We start from the raw sequence: 15,776 nt of genomic DNA, 5'->3' as shown, positions 1-15,776 counted from the left end.
TGCCGAGACGGAGACACGCACCCAAAAACAACAGTTCCGCCGGTCAGGATTCGAAGGTCAACCCGTCACGGACCGAGCGAACGCTGTCGAGCAGCGCATCGCGGTTGACGCTGTCGCCGTCAGCGACCAGTGCAAGGTGTCCCATCTTGCGGAGGTTGTAGACCTCGTGTTTACCATACCAGTGGAAGCCAAGTCTGTCGGTAGCGAGTGCCTCGTCGACGCCGGACAGCGATGCTGTCTGGCGCTCCTCGACATCACCCAGAATGTTCGCCGAGACGGTCGGGGCACGCTGTTCGGTCGTTCCAAGCGGGAGTCCCGTGACCGCGCGCGCGTGCTGCTCGAACTGGGAGGTGTGACAGCCCTCGATGGTCCAGTGGCCGGAGTTGTGTGGCCGTGGCGCGATTTCGTTCAGCAGAATCTCTCCGTCTGTGGTCTCGAACAGTTCGATGCCGAAGACCCCGCGGCCGTCCATCACGTCGAGGACGTCGGTGACGACTTCGCGTGCGCGCTCGCGAGTCACTTCATCCGTCCGTGCAGGCGTCACCGTCTCGCGGAGGATCTCCTCGCGGTGAATCGTCTCGGTGACGGGGAAGGTGTCACGTTCGCCGTCGCCGCGACAGCCCATCACGGCGAGTTCCCGCTCGAAGTCGACGAACTCCTCAACCATCGCCGGGCCGTCGATTGCCTCGAACGCCGCTTCCACGTCGTCCGGTGACTCGACGGGGACGTTCCCGCGCCCGTCGTACCCGCCCTCTCTGGCCTTCAACATTGCAGGGTAGCCCAGTTCGTCCAGTGCCGACTGGAGGTCCTCGGCAGATTCGACGCGGCGGTACGCCGGGACCGGGACGCCAGCGTCGCTGAGGCGGTCTTTCTGGACGAGTTTGTCCTGAATCGTCCGCAGCGTCTCCGGGTGGGGATGGACTGGCGTCCCCGTCTCCTCGCTGACCCGTTCGAGCGCGTCGGGGTCTGCGAGTTCGATCTCGAAGGTGAGGTAGTCGGACTGCTCGGCGACGGCGCGGATGGTCGCTTCGTCGTCGAAGTCACCGACGACCTGCTCGCTGGCGACGGGTGCGGCCGGCGCGTCGGGTGTCGGGTCGGAGACGACCAGGTCGATGCCGAGCGGCGTGGCAGCCTCCCCGAGCATCCGACCGAGCTGTCCACCGCCGACGACGCCGAGTGTCGTCCCTGGCGAGGTCAGTTGCATACCGCGGCGTTCCCCACCGAAGGCTATAAGGGTTGTTTCATCCGGTGGGTGGCGACCGGACGCTCCGCCACTCAGGGCGTTGGCCAGCCCGGCGCCTCGTCGACGTAGTCCTCGTGAACGTAGAACCGGACCGGGTGTGCGCCCCGGTAGAGGTTGAACGTGCGCGCGGTGTAGTTCCCAGCGAGCAGTTCGGTCGGCACCGTCGGGTCGTCGGGGTGGGTGATTATCATCGGCGGCGCATCAGTCTGGACCTGCTCGGTGAGAGTCTCGGATTGCTCGACACAGCTGACGTTCGTGTCTGCCGTCCCGAAGTACCACGGGAGCGGCAACGTGTTTGTCCAGGAGTTCCCGACACACGCCGGTTCCCTGTACCAGTACGACTCGTCGCCGAGGAGTTCGTACTGCGTCGAGTGGTTCTCGTCGAGATAGATGACGGCGTCTGTCCCTTGCCCGTCGCTGACGGCGCCGATTGCAGTGAAGGCGTCGCGAGCGTCGGCTTCGGGCTGGGCGTACTGGACGAAGCCGTTGTCCTCGGAAGTCGTATCGAGATACGACGTCGAGATGGTCGCGGTCGCCATCTGCGCACCGAGCAAGAGCGCGACGGCGACGACGAGAAACACCCCGACGGTGTCGCGATTCGAGGCGGCCCGCCTGCCCCATCGGTAGAGTCGACCCGCACCGACCGCAGCGGGTATCATCATCGGGAGGATGAGATGTATCGTCAGCCACTTGCCCGTCCCCGGGTCGTTTTTCAGCGAGTAGCCGACGACCGACGCCAGCCCGCAGTAGGACATGAACATCACCAGATTCCGCGGTGTCTCGGACCCGTACCGCTCCCAGACGAAGCCCAGAACACCCAGAACGGCGACGGCCAGCGCACCGCGCCGGATTGCCGTGAGCTCCTGGCCCAGCGTGTATGCGTATCGGTCGAGAAACGGTGTATCCCCGTTTCCACTGACACTCCCCCACTGGTTGATAGCCTCCGAGAAGGCGTGTTCGACGGTACCGAACGCGTAGCCCGGAAACTGGAGCGGTCGTCCGAGTGCCTGCCACAGTCCCGTCTCGCCAGCGGCGACAGCGGCGGGGGGATTGGTGAGACCATCGATGCCCGCCCCGCGGTCCGCATAGAAGAACACGAGAATCAGGAACGCGACGGCGACAGCACCGACGACGTGGACAGCCAGCAGAGCGACGCTCCGGCGAACAGCTCTGGGATTTTCCCAGCGCTCTTCGAGAACAGCCGTCCCCCTGAACGGGACGAGCGCGACGGCGCGCAAGTCACCCAGGAACCGACCGACACGGGACTGTCTGATGCGGTCGATTCCATTTCGGAACCCACGGGGCGGGAAAAGCGCGTGGTCGACGAGCAGCGCCGTCGCCCCGCCCCACGTCAGCAGGTAGACCAGCCCGTTTTCTTTCGTCGTCAGCCCGAGCGCGACGAGCGCGCCAGCGGCGTAGAGATAGCGAACGCGCCGCGTGTCGTAGTACCGGACGACGAAGCCGAAGCCGGCGAACATGAACCCGGCGAGCAAAATATCGCTGCGGAGAAACCGCGAGTAGTAGACGAAGATGGCGTTGAACGCAAGGAAAAGAGAGAGGACGACAACTTCACTCTTTTCGAGGTGTTCCCGGTAGAGATACGTGGCGGCGGGGAGGAGGCCACCGACGACTGCAACGGGAGCGCGCGCGAGGAAGTCGCTCGCCCCGAAGAGGCCGACGAGCCAGGCGTTGACGAGTTGGATGAACGGGCCGTGAACGATAGGGCGGTACGCGAAGTGGCCGCTGTCGACGTAGTACAGCGACCAGTAGGCGACCCGTGCTTCGTCGAAGTGGAACGGGCGCGCACCGAGTCCGACGAAGCGAATCGCGAGCGCGAGAGCAGTGATCGCGGCCACCGCCTGGCGGAGTGAGACAGTGGCAAACAGCTCTCGGATAGCGGGCAAGGCGGGGGACCGACCACCAGCCGGCGTCTGGCCGGCGTCGTCAGGGCGACGCTCCGACATACGCAGACAGCCGAGTGGGACCGTTAGAATGGTTACGGTTACCGGCGAGAGCGTGCCAGGCGTACAGAGAACGGTACTTCTTTTACCGCAGGTCACCCCGGAGACAATATGGTACAGCTCGGACTGGTCGTCGCCCAGTTCAACAAAGACCGGCCAATCACCCACGAGATGGCCGAACGCGCCCGCGAGGCAGCCAGCGAGCGCGGTGCAGACATCGTCGAGACCCTGAACGTACCGGGGTCGTACGACACGCCGCTGGCAGCGGACCGGCTGGCGCGGCGCGACGACATCGAGGCCGTGGCCGTCATCGGTGCTATCGTAACCGGCGATACCGACCACGACCAGGTCATCGGAGACGCCGCCGCGCAGGCGCTGACCGATGTGAGCCTCGACCGGGACACACCGGTGACGCTGGGTATCATCGGTCCGGGTATGAGCCAAGACGAAGCCGCAGCGCGCATCGACCACGGCGCGACAGCCGTCAACAGTGCAGTCGATATGGTACACGAACTCGAATCATGACACTCAATTTCGCAGACCGCGTCACACGCGTCGAACCGAGCGCAACGCTCGCAATCAGCAACAAAGCATCGGAACTCGAAGCCGACGGAACGGACGTCGTCGACCTCAGCGTCGGCGAACCGGACTTCGACACCCCACAGAACATCAAAGACGCCGCCGAAGAAGCCCTCGAAGCGGGCAAGACCGGCTACACACCCTCGCAGGGCATTCCGGAACTCCGAGAGGCTATCGCCGACGACCTCCACGAGCGCGGCCTCAACCAGTACGGCCCCGAGAACATCATGGTCACCCCGGGTGCAAAGCAGGCCCTCTTCGAGGTGTTCCAGACGCTCATCGAGGACGGCGACGAAGTCGTCTTGCTCGACCCCGCCTGGGTCTCCTACGAGGCGATGGCCAAGATTGCTGGGGCCGACCTCAACCGCGTCGACACGTCCCAGTACGACTTCCGTCTGGAAGATGCGCTCGGCGACCTCCGTGGTGCCGTCACCGACGACACCAAGCTCCTCGTGTTGAACACGCCGGGCAACCCCCACGGTGCAGTCTACTCCGAGACTGCTCTCAAGGGCGTCCGCGACATGGCTGTCAACCACGACGTGACGGTCATCGCCGACGAAATCTACGACCAGATTCTCTACGACGACGTGTCCTTTACCAATCTCGGCACGCTGGAGGGGATGCGCGACCGTACCATCACGGTCAACGGCTTCTCGAAGTCCTACGCGATGACCGGCTGGCGGCTCGGCTACTTCGCCGGTCCCGAGGAACTGGTCGGCCAGGCCGGGAAGGTCCACGGCCACTCCGTCTCCTGTGCGGTCAACTTCGTCCAGCACGCAGGCATCGAAGCACTCGAAAACACCGACGAGGCCATCGACGAGATGGTCGCCGCGTTCGAGGAGCGACGCGACCTGCTCGTCGAGGAGTTCGAACAGCGAGGCAAACAGATTGCCACGCCACAGGGTGCCTTCTACATGATGTTGCCCGTCGACGACGACGACCAGGCCTGGTGTGAGGACGCCATCGAGAACGCCCACGTCGCGACGGTGCCCGGCAGCGCCTTCGGGACGCCCGGCTACGCGCGTATCTCCTACGCGAACAGCAAAGCGCGACTCGAAGAGGCCGTCGAACGGCTCGACGACGAAGACCTGCTCTAGGCCCGTTCGTCCAGAATCTTTTCGATAATCTGCCCGGTCGAGAGAATCTCGTCAGGCCCCGCCTCGCGACCGGAGGCGCGAGCCACCTCACAGTCGATACCGCGTTCGGCGAGTGCCGCCTCGATACCAGCCACGTCGTGGTGCTGGTCGTGGCCCAGCGCGATGACCGACGGGTCGATTTCCTCGATTGGAACGAAGATGTCCTCGGGGTGGCCGAGTCGGGCGTGGTCGACCGGTTCCAGCGCTTCGACCATCTCGACGCGCTGTGGGCCAGGGACAACCGGCGACGGTTTGTGCGTGACGTTTCCCGACCGGGCGACGATGACGTGCAGTTCATCCCCCATCGACGCGGCGTCCCGGAGGTAGTGGACGTGGCCGGGGTGGAGAATGTCGAACGTCCCCTGTGCGACGACCCGCTCCATCACGACCACCGGTCCCCCTCAGTCTCGCCGCGGTGCTCGCGGTCGATATCTTCCTGCGTGATGTCGAAAAACTCCTCTTCGGGCGGGTCGACGTCGAGGACCGGCAGGTCGATGACCTCGCCCTCCCGGTCGAAGGCCTCCCAGTCAGTGCGGCCGTACGGCGCACCGACGATGATGTGGACCTTGTTCCGACCGAAGGTGGCCAGGTCCGCGTCGCTCGGACGGAGGACGCCGTTGGGGTGTGAGTGAATCGAGCCGGTCGCGCTCAAATCGTTTGGCACCATGTTCGTGTTGAACGAGGCACTGACCGGGTTGCTCTCGGTTCCGGGAACGACGAGCACCTCGGTGAGGACGGTGCCGTGCTCGTCGAGTCCGACGTTGCTCGCCTGTTCACCGCGGAGCAACCCCATGTACTCGTTGGGGTGGGCCTCTTCGGAGGCCGCCAGGGCGAACTCGAGTGCGGATTCGGCGATGCCGAGAATCTCGCCCGAGCGGAACAATCCCATACCCGTCGCTCGGTCCCGTGACTTTCTAAGCGTTCCGCTCCCGTGCCGGCACGTATCGAAGCTTAAAAACGCTCGAACGCCGAAGAGGTGTCCATGTCTCCACCGAACGGTACCGGAAATGCCGGTACCACGGCCCCGGAACAGCGGGCCACTGTCTACGACCTCGCTGCAGATTGCACGCTCGAAGACCTCGAAGAAGGCGCACGGTATCACGCAACAGTCAACGGCGTCATGGACTACGGCGTCTTCGTCGACGTCTCTGACCGCGTCTCCGGACTCGTCCACAGTTCGAACCTCATCGACAACTACGAGGTGGGCGAGGACCTCATCGTGGAACTCACCGAGATTCTTCCCGACGGCGACGTGAGCTTCTCCGAAGTGCAACTCGCCGACGCCGAGACCGAACCGGTCGGTCACGGGGCCAAGGTCGACGCCGCGGCAGTCGCCGAGGCGACCGGCCAGACGGTCCACCTCGACGGCCAGGTCGTCCAGATAAAACAGACCGGCGGCCCGACCATCTTCCAGGTCCGTGGCGAACGGGCTATCGTCCCCTGTGCCGCCTTCGAGGAGGCTGGCGTCCGAGCCCACCCCGACATCGAACTCGACGACATCGTTCGCGTGACCGGGACCGTCGAGTCACGCGAGGGTGCCGCCCAGATCGAAGTCGATGACATCCGCGTCCTCGACGACGAGGATGCAACGGACGTCAGCGCCCGCCTCGACGCAGCCACCGAGGACCTCGCGTCTCCCGCCGAGGTCGACCCGCTGGCCGACTGGCCCGCCTTCGAGAAACTCCGCGGGGACTTGCAGGACATCGCTCGCCGACTCCGGACGACAATCCTGGAGGGGCGACCCATCCGGATGCGCCACCACGCCGACGGTGACGGACTCTGTGCGAGCGTTCCCCTCCAGTACGCGCTCGAAGAGTTCATCGAAGAGGTCTACGAGGACCCCGACGCAGCGCGGCACCTGCTCAAGCGACTCCCGAGCAAGGCGCCGTTCTACGAGATGGAAGACGTCACTCGCGACCTGAACTACGCACTGGAAGACCGCAAGCGCCACGGCCAGAAGCTTCCGCTCCTCCTGATGCTCGACAACGGGTCGACCGAGGAGGACACGCCGGCCTACCAGAATCTGGCCCACTACGACGTGCCGATTCTCGTGGTCGACCACCACCACCCCGACCCCGAGGTCGTCGAACCGCTCGTGGACGCCCACGTCAACCCCTACCTCCACGACGAGGACTACCGCATCACGACCGGGATGATGAGCGTCGAAATCGCGCGGATGATTGCCCCCGACCTCACGTCGGAACTCGAACACGTCCCCGCGGTCGCTGGTCTCTCAGACCGCTCGGAGGGCGAAGCGATGCCCGAGTACATCGACCTCGCAAAAGAAGCCGGCTACGAGGAGTCCCGGCTGCGTGACATCGGCGAAGCGCTGGACTATGCCACCTTCTGGCTGCGATACAACGACGGGCGGGAGTTCATCAACGACGTCCTCAACGTCAACTGCGACGACCGAGACCGGCACGAACAGCTGGTCGACCTGCTCGTCGAAGGCGCAGAATCGGACGTCGAAGACCAACTCGACGGCGCGCTCGCCCACGTCGAAACCGAGGACCTCGACAACGGCGCCCACCTCTACCGGCTGGACGTCGAAAATCACGCCAAGCGCTTTACCTACCCCGCACCCGGAAAGACGACGGGAAAAGTCCACGACCGGAAAGTCGCCGAGACCGGCGACCCAGTCATCACCATCGGCTACGGGCCGGACTTTGCCGTGCTCCGTTCTGACGGTGTCCGCCTGGACATCCCGCAGATGGTCACGGAACTGACCGACGAACTCCCGGGCGCGGGCGTCAGCGGCGGCGGTCACCTCGTCGTCGGCTCTATCAAGTTCGTCAAAGGACGCCGCGAAGAAGTACTGGACGCACTCGTCGAGAAGATGTCCGAGGCAGAAATCGACGAAGACCTCCAGAGTTCGGCCGCACTGCCCGACGACGCCTAATCGTCCGCTGGCTGGTCGGTCTTCGGTGTCGGCAAGTCGACGTCGGTCTGACTCGGTCGCCGCGCGGCTTCCACGTCGTCCCACGGATTCGTTTTCGACGCTGTTCCGTTCGCGTCGGTGTTCTCACTCGCTTCTGGTGGTGAGTCTCCAGTCCCGGACGCGTCGTCTCGCGACTGGCGACCGCGGTTGACGTCCAGCCACACGCGTGGTACTCCCATACTCGAGTGACAGACACCACCACACAAAAGTGTCCGTCAGACAACCATCAGTGAGAGTTAAATTCTAATCGGCTGCCGGCCCGACAGGCGACCAGGGTGACAGCGAGGACGGCAGCGACCACCCCGAGAGAGAGCGGGGGCGCGACTGGCCAGTCGGCGTCGAACACGCGCCCGTAGTAGGTCCCAGCCTCTTTGCCCTCCAGCACGAGGACGACCTCGCGGTTCTCGTGCGCGGAATTGTTGTTCCAGTTCATACTCCCAAAGACGACCTGGTCGCCGTCAACAATCAGCCCCTTCGTGTGGACTTTCTCGAACTGACCCCGTGGTTTGGCGAGCCGGGCCTCGAGCGGGAGGTTCTCCCGGCTCGCCCGCTCGTCGAGCCAGTCGACGAGTTTGCGGTTCTCGTCTTCGACGTACCACGCGCTGCTGAGCAGAATACGGACCGTCACCCCGCGACGGGCGGCCGCGAGCGCCGCCTGGACGAACGGCTGGCCGCGGCCACCAATCGACACCTGCTGGATGGCGAGCGTCTCCGTGGCGTTGTCGATGAGATTCAGGACCGTCGTCTCGGCGTTGTCTGGTGCGACGAGCAGGCGTGTCTCCTCAACTCGGACCGAGCGGGGCTGAAATCTCGTCGGGTACGTCTCGTTTGCCGGGGGCGCCTCTTGGAAAGATTCGTCGGCGCGGTATGCCGTCCAGGGTCGCGCGTCGTGCCAGCCGGCGTCTGCACGAAAGGTTGCAGCGAGGCCCTGCACGATGCGTGGTTGGCTGGTGACGACTCCCCAGCCGCGGCTCCCGTTGCCACCGAGGCCGGCGTGTTTCCAGTTTTCCGTGGCGACGAGCGCGCGGTCGTCGACGACGGCGTACTTGGCGTGGTGGAAATTGTATCGGGCACGTTCCCCACCCAGCACCCGGACCTCGATACCGGCATCGGCGAGCCGGTCGAGAAGCCTCGCCTGCCGGCGTGCTGTCCCGCCGACGGGGTCGCCATCGACCAGCACGCGAACGGTGACGTTCCGGGCGGCGGCCGCCAGAAGCTCGTCGGCGACTGCATCGTCTCCCAGCGTGTATCCGGCGAGGAGAATTCGGCTGTCCGCGCCCGCAAGCGTCTCCGTCGCAACCGCTGGTGCGTCAGGAAGCGCAAATGCCGTTACGGTCCCTGAATCTCCGGTTACGACAGGGCGGTCGGTCGCACCCAGCGGACGCCACCGTCGTGTCCCAGCAACCACCCGGAGCTCCCCCGACGGTGCGTCGGTGTAGTTCAGGCGGTCGACCACGGTACCGTTGTGAGAGAGCGTGAGAGATTCCCCACCGTTTGCGAGTTCGAGGTGGTCGGAGACGGGAAGTGGGTCCGCATCGACGAGTGATGCCGTGGCGTTCGGTGCCGTCGACAGCACGACTCGCCCGCTCGCGGTCCGATTCGGCAGAGAGACGGCGGAGTCGTCGTCAGCCAGCGAATACGACCCGAGGTCGGTCGCCGGCGGGACCGAGACGACGACGTACTCACCAGCGTCGCCGTCAATGACGGGATTGGGATAGGCCGCCACGAGACGCGGCCCAGTCGAGGACTGCTCGTCAGCGACGGAAGCAACAGGTCCGTCAGCCCCGGCGACCGGCAGAGTGCCGACGACGAGCAGCGCCGCCGCTACCGAACAGGCGAGTACGAGACGGACGGGGTCCAGTCCGGACACGGGCAGGGCTGGTCGCGGACTGGACTATAAAATCTCGGCCGGAACGTATCAGGCGCCGGTCGCCTTCTCGGCTTCGACCTGCACGATGTAGGACCGGTCGTCAGCGTACTCTGCGGCGGAGTCGAGGGCGGCTTCGGTGCCAATCTGGTTGAGTGCCCACGCCGCGCTGGCGCGGACCTCGTCGGCGTCGTCCTCGTCGAGGACGCGTGCGAGTGGATCGATGGCACGTGTGTCACCGATGAGACCCAGCGCGCGCGCAGCCAGCGAGCGGATTTCGGCGTTGTCGGCCACGAGACGGTTCGCGACGGCCTGTGTCGACTCCTCGCTGCCGATGGTGCCGAGTGCGCGAAGCGTCGTCTTCTCCAGTTTCACGTCGCCGCCGCCGAGGAAGTCATGCAGCGTCTCGCAGGCGCGGTCGTCACCGATGCGACCGAGAATGCGGATGGGCTGGATGTTGCGCTTCTGGGCGAGTTCGTGAATCGGCTCGAACGCCTCTTCGGGGGCGATTTGTTCGAGCGCCGAGAGGATATTCTCCTCCATGAAGTCCGACTCGAACCGGTCGAGTGCGGTGAGAATCGGCTCGATGTCCTTCTCCTGCGTGTAGAGTTTGACCGCGTTCCACTCGGCAGGGTAATCCTTGCGGTTCTCGGAGTCGAGAACGTCGTAAAAGCCCTGGGCCTGGAGTTGCTCGCGGACGGTCAGGTCGTCCCACTCCTCGGCCGCGTCGATGTCGTCCGAGAGTTGCTGGGCGGCATCGAGGAGTTCGCTAATAATCTCTGCGTCCTCGTCTGGGTCGAAGTCGGTGTCGCCGATAGTCTCGCTCGTGGTTTCGAGTTCGTCGGCGATTTCCTCGATGTCGTCGGTGTCGACCGACAGCGGGGCATCGAGTGTCTCGCTGATTGACTCGCCAAACGCACTGGCGGCCTCGGCGACCTCGGACTCGCCGTCTTCGGTCCAGCGCGTGTCACGGATGGTCGCGACCTCGTCGTCGACGATGTCGGTCACGTCCGAAACGTAGGGGCCGCGTTGCTCTTCTAAGTCGTTCCGGAGGTCCGAGAGGCGACTCTCCATGGCCTCCTGTGGGTCTTCCTCGTCGTCGTCCTCCGGTTCTGGGAGGTCCGCGGCCTCGAGGTCCTCCTCGATGGCGTCGAGGGTCGTCTCGATAGTGTCGAGGTCGGCCTCTGTCTCGGCGTTTTCGAGTGCCTCGGCGGCGTCGTCGAGCCGGGTTTCGAGGTCGTCCGGGTCGAGTGCGCCGGCGGGTTCGGCGTCGTCAGTGTCGTCCTCGCCGTTGCTCATATCCGAACGTGCGTCGGTTCGGGCCAAGAGCGTTTCCCTTTGAAATCGAGTAGTCTTTGTCTCGCCAGGCCCGAGAAAGAGTATGGACCGCCGGACGTTCCTCCAGAGCGCGGCCGGAATCGGCGCCACAGTGACCGTCGCTGGCTGTATCGGCGGCAGTGCCGACCGGGGCGACTACGACATCGGGATGAGCACACGAGCGTTCAGGCCGATGGCCCTCGAAGTCGAGCCCGGCACGACCGTCGTCTGGAAAAACACCAGCAAACAGGGACACACGGTGACCGCTTACGAAGAGGAAATTCCGTCAGAGGCCGACTACTGGGCGACTGGCGACTTCGACTCCGAGTCAGCGGCGCGCGAGGCATGGCGCTCGTCGGCCGGCGGCCGGCTCGGCCAGGGTGAAACCTACGAGCGGGAGTTTACCGTCCCGGGCACCCACGCGTACGTCTGTATCCCGCACGAACCCAGCGGCATGGCCGGCTCTGTGACGGTCACTGGCGATGCTGAGTCTTCGGGTACCGTGACGGCGACGCCCGAAACGCAATAGTCGCGGGCGAAAAACGCGGCCGCTACTCGTCGTCGACGTCGACTTCGACGTCTTCTTCGTCCACGTCGACGCTGGTCTCTTCTTCGGCAGCGACTTCTTCGGGGTGGGCTTCGAGCGTCGTCTTCTGGATTTCGACGCGGCGAAGCGGGTAGATGGTCTTTGCCTCGTTGTAGATTGCCGAGGAGAGACGCCCCTCGACGATGCTGTCGATGAGGTCCTCGAAGGTCCGCTCGGCTGCGGCCTCTTCGACGATGTCGATCATCTGGCGACGGATTGCCTTCTCCTGGCTCTCGTCGGCGTCTTTCGTGGTCAGCGCGACGGGCTGAATCTGGACGCGGTAGTCGTCGGTGGTCAGCACCGTGATGTAGGCGCCGACTTTCGAGGAGCCACGGCGAACGAGGCTGCGCAGGTAGTCACGGGTGAGTTCGTGTTTGACGAACTCGGTGTAGGCCGTGTCCGAGGCAACCTCGTTGATCTTGAAGGTCAGTTTCGTGTTGTTCTCGCTGGCTTCGTTCCGAAGGTCGCCAAGCGTGGTTTGGATGGTCCGTCCGAGGACCTTCTCCGATTCGTCTGCCGGTGTTTCGCCGAGCTCTTCCCGGCCGAACTGCTCCGGGGCGAGCACGTCGTACCACCGCTTCTCTTGCTTCTGTCGGGATACTGAGCGTTCACTCATGATTGTTGTCTGGTGTCTGTTGGTCGGTAAGCTGTGCTGCGACTGTGAGGTTGACGACGTAGTCGTCGACTGTCGAATGGAGTCCGCCGGTCGTCTCCCGGGCGATTGTCGTCTCGACTGTCTCGTCGATGACCTGCGTGTCCATCTCGTCGGTGTTGTCCGGTTCGACGGCGCGCGCGAGAGCACGCGCTGTCTCCCCGTCACCGTGGGTCGTCCGGATGGTCGCCCGTCTCATTGTGCCTCCCTGAACGCGAGGACGAACTCGGTCTCGTCGGCAGCAAAGCGTGCGCGCCCCCGCGTCGGGGTACCCGCAGCCTCGCCGTCGACTGTCTGGATGGCCGTTTCCATCGCGTCGCCGATTGCCGCCTCTGCCGGCCCGAGAGCTGCCGCCTCGTCGTCTGCGACGACGAGAACGACCGGTTCCGGTGAGCGAAAGTCCCGCGCGAGGCGGGCGACGGTACCGACCGGGGCCGGGTCGTCACAGCGGACGACGAACAGCCCGTCGTAGCGGCCAGTTCTTGCAGTCGAGAGTGCAGCGTGGGCGCGCTTGCCGTGGGTTCGCCAGCTATCGAGGGCAGTCTCGGTGTCGAGACTACCGACAGCGAGCGCAACGGCAAGCCCGGGACGCTCGCGCGCGACGGCATCGAGGACGTCGGCGTACCCGCCGATGGTCTCGAAGGGACCGCCGACGTAGGGCCGGAGCATCCGTTCGACAGCGCGCGTGCCCTGCTCGGTGCCGTGTTCGTCGCCAGCGACGGCGAGTGCGACCAGCGACGCGATTCGTCGCCGGGTTTCCTCGTCGCGCTGGTCGGTGTCGAACTCCGCGAGGAGGTCGGCTGTGGCGTCCTCGCTTCCGGAAAACGGTGCGGCCACGAGCGTCGAGTGTGCGAGTCCATCGACGAGGTCCGCCGTCGGAATCGCGACACCGGGTCTGCGTTCGAGACCCATCGCCTGGGCCGCTTCGAGCGGTGTGCCACTGGGGACTTCGCCCGCGGCGACGATGCCGGCGAGTGCGAGCAGCGGGTCCGGTGACCCGATCTCGCTTGCGGCCTCGAAGGCTGTCGCGCTGGCGACTGTCTCGACACCCAGCGTGAGGTCGGCAGTCGCGGCCGCGCGGCCGATGGAGACGGTCAGGTCGGCGTCGGTCGCCCGGTCGGCACGCTCGGGGAGCGGTGCGACTGTCGCCTGATACGGCGTGTCGCGTGCGTCGAGCGTGCGTGCGAACAGTCCCGTGGCGGCGACGGCGTCGCCGTCGGCGGCAGCGACGAGGCGGACAAACTCCGCGTCGGCGAGGCGCGCGGCGACGTCGCTCGCGGCAGGGGCGTTCGCGTCGGGACGACCGGTCGTGGACATCTATTCGAGCAGTTCCTTGGCCTTGTCGTAGCTGTAGGTGAAGTCCTCGTCGAGTTCGTCACCCTGGTAGTAGCCGACGAGGCGGCGAATCTTCGCCTCCGTGTTCTGGAGCGCGCGCTTGTTCTGGTAGTCCGTCTGATTCTCGTCCATGTGTTCGCGCAGGCCGATTGCCTGCTCCATGAGGTTCCGGAGGTCCTCGGGGAACTCCGGCGTTGCCTCGTTTTCCTCGAGAATCTCGGTGACTTTCTTACCTGTCGCGAGCTTGACGTCGGGTATCGAGGTCCCCTCGACACCTTCGTCACGGAGCTTCAGCCCGATTTGACTGGGGCTGTGGCCCTGTTCGGCCAGTTCGACGACGCGTTCTTCGATTGCATTTTCCGCTACGTCACTCCACTCCGGGGGGTCGTCTGCCACCGGCTTGTCCGAGTCGGACGAGCCACGGCGGCGTGAGTGCATTCGTGCCATGTGTAGATTGGAACTGCACAGACCGCTTGGTGACTGGCGATAGTTGTCGCCGTGTGTTTGCGTCGTGTGACGCGAACACTGCCGCAATCCCAAGCCGCCCAAGCGGACGGCGAGTCAGATTTGCGGCCGTGCGTTCCCGTCTGTGTGGAGTCTATCCGCGGTGTTAACGGTTTCTCTTTCGCGACGACGGCTCAGTCACAGAATTTGGGGTTGGCCAGACTGTTTATTAGTGCGGGCACCCAACTCTCCGTGAGATGGTGGCGTCTGACCGAGGGCAAAGTGACCAAGAAGAGGGGGGCCGAATCGGGAAGCAGTCACGCCGTCAGCGTGTGCGCGCCCAGTCAAGCGTGATAGGTGTCGCCCTTGTCTTCGGTTTCGTCATCGTTGGTTCAGTACTCATCGTTGCTCTCGGTGCAACAGCACTCGGTGACGCACAGGAGAATCTCAATAACGACCGTGCCGAAAAAGTACTGACACAGTTTGACTCGAAGGCAGCGTTGGTTGCACTTGGAAATACCGACACACAAAGAGTTGCTATCCCTGGGAGCACCGGCGGAGCATATACGCTGAAAAAGGACACGGGGTGGATGAACGTCTCGTACGTCAACGCTTCTGGAGGTTCCAAGTTGATTTTCAACGAGACGATGGGTGCACTCATCTATACGAGCGGAGAACGGACAATCGCGTATCAGGGCGGTGGCGTTTGGCGGGCCAGCGAAGGCGGTAATTCGATAATGGTGTCTCCGCCAGAATTCCACTACCGCGACCGGACACTGACACTTCCTCTGATAACGGTTCGTGGTGATGGATCGCTGAACGACGAAGCGGTAATCACACACAACGAGACTGCTCAGCATTTCCCGGACCAGTCACAGAAAGAATTCATAAATCCGGTTAACGGAACAAAGGTCAACGTAACGGTCAAGAGTAAGTACTACAGAGGCTGGGGTAGTTACTTCGTCGAACGAACCGAAGGCGACGTGACCTACAATCACGAGGAGCAGACGGTGACAATTTCGCTCGTCCCGCCGTTCGAAGAAGAGTACGAGAACGCTGTCGCAACGACAGACCCAGATGGTATCGAAACCAACGGTGCTGGGGACGAACCGACGCCAAATACAGAAGGTGTAAGCTATCCCTCTCTGGATGACCGAATCGAGGACCGCATCGACAAGTGTAAAAACAACGCGTCAGCGTGTAATTCACTCAGTAGTTCGATCACAAGCTCGGGAACATTCTGGATAGACGGAGATTACAGCAGCGACATCACCGTTGATGATCCGGATGGCAACGTGAGTATCGTCGTGAACGGCGACTACGAACCGGGGACGGTCACTATCGAGGATGTCGACGACCCGCACACGGTCACAGCCTACGCACGCGAAAATTTCGAACCCCAAGCGTACAACGACGTAAACGGTAACCCATCAGAAGCGAGCGTTATTATCCACTCCGACGGAGAGTTTACTATCAGCGGGAGTTCGTCGTTTACCGGGCTCATTTACGCACCACGGTCAGATTGTACGATCAATGGAAGCCCGAATATCACTGGCGGGCTTGTCTGTCAGACGTACACTGACAATGGAAAACCAGCAACAGATTTCAATTACAGCTCAGACGTAAACGACATCCGTCTGGACGTCCAGTCTGACGAGATAACCCGACTACAGTACCTACACGTAACGACCAACATAATAACCGTAAGCGACGAGTGA

General features: G+C 63.8%; 16 protein-coding genes. 5 read left to right on the top strand and 11 right to left on the bottom strand.

The features are described 5' to 3' along the window. Positions 1-43: 43 nt before the first annotated feature. Both QYL91_RS10020 and QYL91_RS10015 read right to left on the bottom strand, forming a co-directional pair. Positions 44-1,204, bottom strand: a complete 1,161-nt coding sequence (locus tag QYL91_RS10020) for a 5-(carboxyamino)imidazole ribonucleotide synthase (protein WP_302080361.1) — start codon at positions 1,202-1,204, stop codon at positions 44-46. A gap of 71 nt (positions 1,205-1,275) precedes the next feature. Then, a complete protein-coding gene (locus QYL91_RS10015) occupies positions 1,276-3,207 on the bottom strand; it encodes a flippase activity-associated protein Agl23 (protein WP_302080360.1) in 1,932 nt (643 codons plus the stop codon). 108 nt (positions 3,208-3,315) lie between these two features. On the opposite strand from QYL91_RS10015, the gene ribH reads away from it, so the two are divergent. Continuing rightward, the gene (gene ribH, locus QYL91_RS10010; protein ID WP_302080359.1) at positions 3,316-3,729 is read left to right on the top strand and encodes a 6,7-dimethyl-8-ribityllumazine synthase; all 414 of its coding nucleotides are present in this window, start codon (positions 3,316-3,318) and stop codon (positions 3,727-3,729) included. After that, the gene (locus QYL91_RS10005) at positions 3,726-4,880 is read left to right on the top strand and encodes a pyridoxal phosphate-dependent aminotransferase (protein ID WP_302080358.1); all 1,155 of its coding nucleotides are present in this window, start codon (positions 3,726-3,728) and stop codon (positions 4,878-4,880) included. The genes ribH and QYL91_RS10005 overlap by 4 nt, the downstream gene beginning before the upstream one ends. On the opposite strand, the gene QYL91_RS10000 is transcribed toward QYL91_RS10005, so the two are convergent. Next, positions 4,877-5,302 (bottom strand): FAD synthase family protein, encoded by a 426-nt coding sequence (locus tag QYL91_RS10000; RefSeq protein ID WP_302080357.1) that lies wholly within the window; start codon positions 5,300-5,302, stop codon positions 4,877-4,879. The two genes, QYL91_RS10005 and QYL91_RS10000, sit on opposite strands and share 4 nt — an antisense overlap. After that, complete coding sequence (locus QYL91_RS09995; RefSeq protein ID WP_302080356.1) at positions 5,302-5,808, bottom strand: JAB/MPN domain protein-containing protein; 507 nt, start codon at positions 5,806-5,808, stop codon at positions 5,302-5,304. The genes QYL91_RS10000 and QYL91_RS09995 overlap by 1 nt, the downstream gene beginning before the upstream one ends. 93 nt (positions 5,809-5,901) lie before the next feature. On the opposite strand from QYL91_RS09995, the gene QYL91_RS09990 reads away from it, so the two are divergent. Continuing rightward, positions 5,902-7,818: a DHH family phosphoesterase gene (locus QYL91_RS09990; protein WP_302080355.1), complete on the top strand. Its 1,917-nt coding sequence runs from the start codon at positions 5,902-5,904 to the stop codon at positions 7,816-7,818. Here the strand turns inward: QYL91_RS09990 and QYL91_RS09985 are convergent. From QYL91_RS09985 to QYL91_RS09975, 3 genes are read right to left on the bottom strand one after another with little or no spacing between them, the layout of a single operon-like run. Continuing rightward, on the bottom strand, positions 7,815-8,036 hold the full coding sequence (locus QYL91_RS09985; protein WP_302080354.1) for a hypothetical protein: 222 nt from the start codon (positions 8,034-8,036) through the stop codon (positions 7,815-7,817). The genes QYL91_RS09990 and QYL91_RS09985 overlap by 4 nt on opposite strands. A 47-nt stretch (positions 8,037-8,083) precedes the next feature. Next, positions 8,084-9,727 carry a phospholipase D-like domain-containing protein gene (locus QYL91_RS09980; protein WP_302080353.1) on the bottom strand — a complete coding sequence of 548 codons (1,644 nt, stop codon included), beginning with the start codon at positions 9,725-9,727 and terminating at the stop codon, positions 8,084-8,086. A gap of 48 nt (positions 9,728-9,775) precedes the next feature. After that, positions 9,776-11,023 (bottom strand): HEAT repeat domain-containing protein, encoded by a 1,248-nt coding sequence (locus tag QYL91_RS09975; RefSeq protein ID WP_302080352.1) that lies wholly within the window; start codon positions 11,021-11,023, stop codon positions 9,776-9,778. Between the two features lie 82 nt (positions 11,024-11,105). On the opposite strand from QYL91_RS09975, the gene QYL91_RS09970 reads away from it, so the two are divergent. Further along, a complete protein-coding gene (locus QYL91_RS09970; protein ID WP_302080351.1) occupies positions 11,106-11,570 on the top strand; it encodes a plastocyanin/azurin family copper-binding protein in 465 nt (154 codons plus the stop codon). Between the two features lie 22 nt (positions 11,571-11,592). On the opposite strand, the gene QYL91_RS09965 is transcribed toward QYL91_RS09970, so the two are convergent. From QYL91_RS09965 to QYL91_RS09950, 4 genes are read right to left on the bottom strand one after another with little or no spacing between them, the layout of a single operon-like run. Further along, positions 11,593-12,243, bottom strand: coding sequence for a 30S ribosomal protein S3ae (locus QYL91_RS09965; protein WP_302080350.1), 651 nt, complete (start codon positions 12,241-12,243; stop codon positions 11,593-11,595). Continuing rightward, on the bottom strand, positions 12,236-12,478 hold the full coding sequence (locus QYL91_RS09960) for a KEOPS complex subunit Pcc1 (protein WP_302080349.1): 243 nt from the start codon (positions 12,476-12,478) through the stop codon (positions 12,236-12,238). The genes QYL91_RS09965 and QYL91_RS09960 overlap by 8 nt, the downstream gene beginning before the upstream one ends. Further along, the gene (locus QYL91_RS09955) at positions 12,475-13,596 is read right to left on the bottom strand and encodes a hypothetical protein (RefSeq protein WP_302080348.1); all 1,122 of its coding nucleotides are present in this window, start codon (positions 13,594-13,596) and stop codon (positions 12,475-12,477) included. The genes QYL91_RS09960 and QYL91_RS09955 overlap by 4 nt, the downstream gene beginning before the upstream one ends. Beyond that, positions 13,597-14,061: a 30S ribosomal protein S15 gene (locus tag QYL91_RS09950; protein WP_302080347.1), complete on the bottom strand. Its 465-nt coding sequence runs from the start codon at positions 14,059-14,061 to the stop codon at positions 13,597-13,599. It abuts the gene before it with no gap. Positions 14,062-14,315: 254 nt separating this feature from the next. Between QYL91_RS09950 and QYL91_RS09945 the strand changes: the two genes are divergently transcribed. Beyond that, positions 14,316-15,776, top strand: a complete 1,461-nt coding sequence (locus QYL91_RS09945; RefSeq protein ID WP_465269211.1) for a DUF7289 family protein — start codon at positions 14,316-14,318, stop codon at positions 15,774-15,776.

Origin of the sequence: Salinibaculum rarum (assembly GCF_030505615.1) — an archaeon.
Lineage (GTDB): Archaea > Halobacteriota > Halobacteria > Halobacteriales > Haloarculaceae > Salinibaculum > Salinibaculum rarum.
The sequence above is the reverse complement of the archived record's forward strand: the minus strand, read 5'-3'. Positions and strand labels throughout refer to the sequence as shown.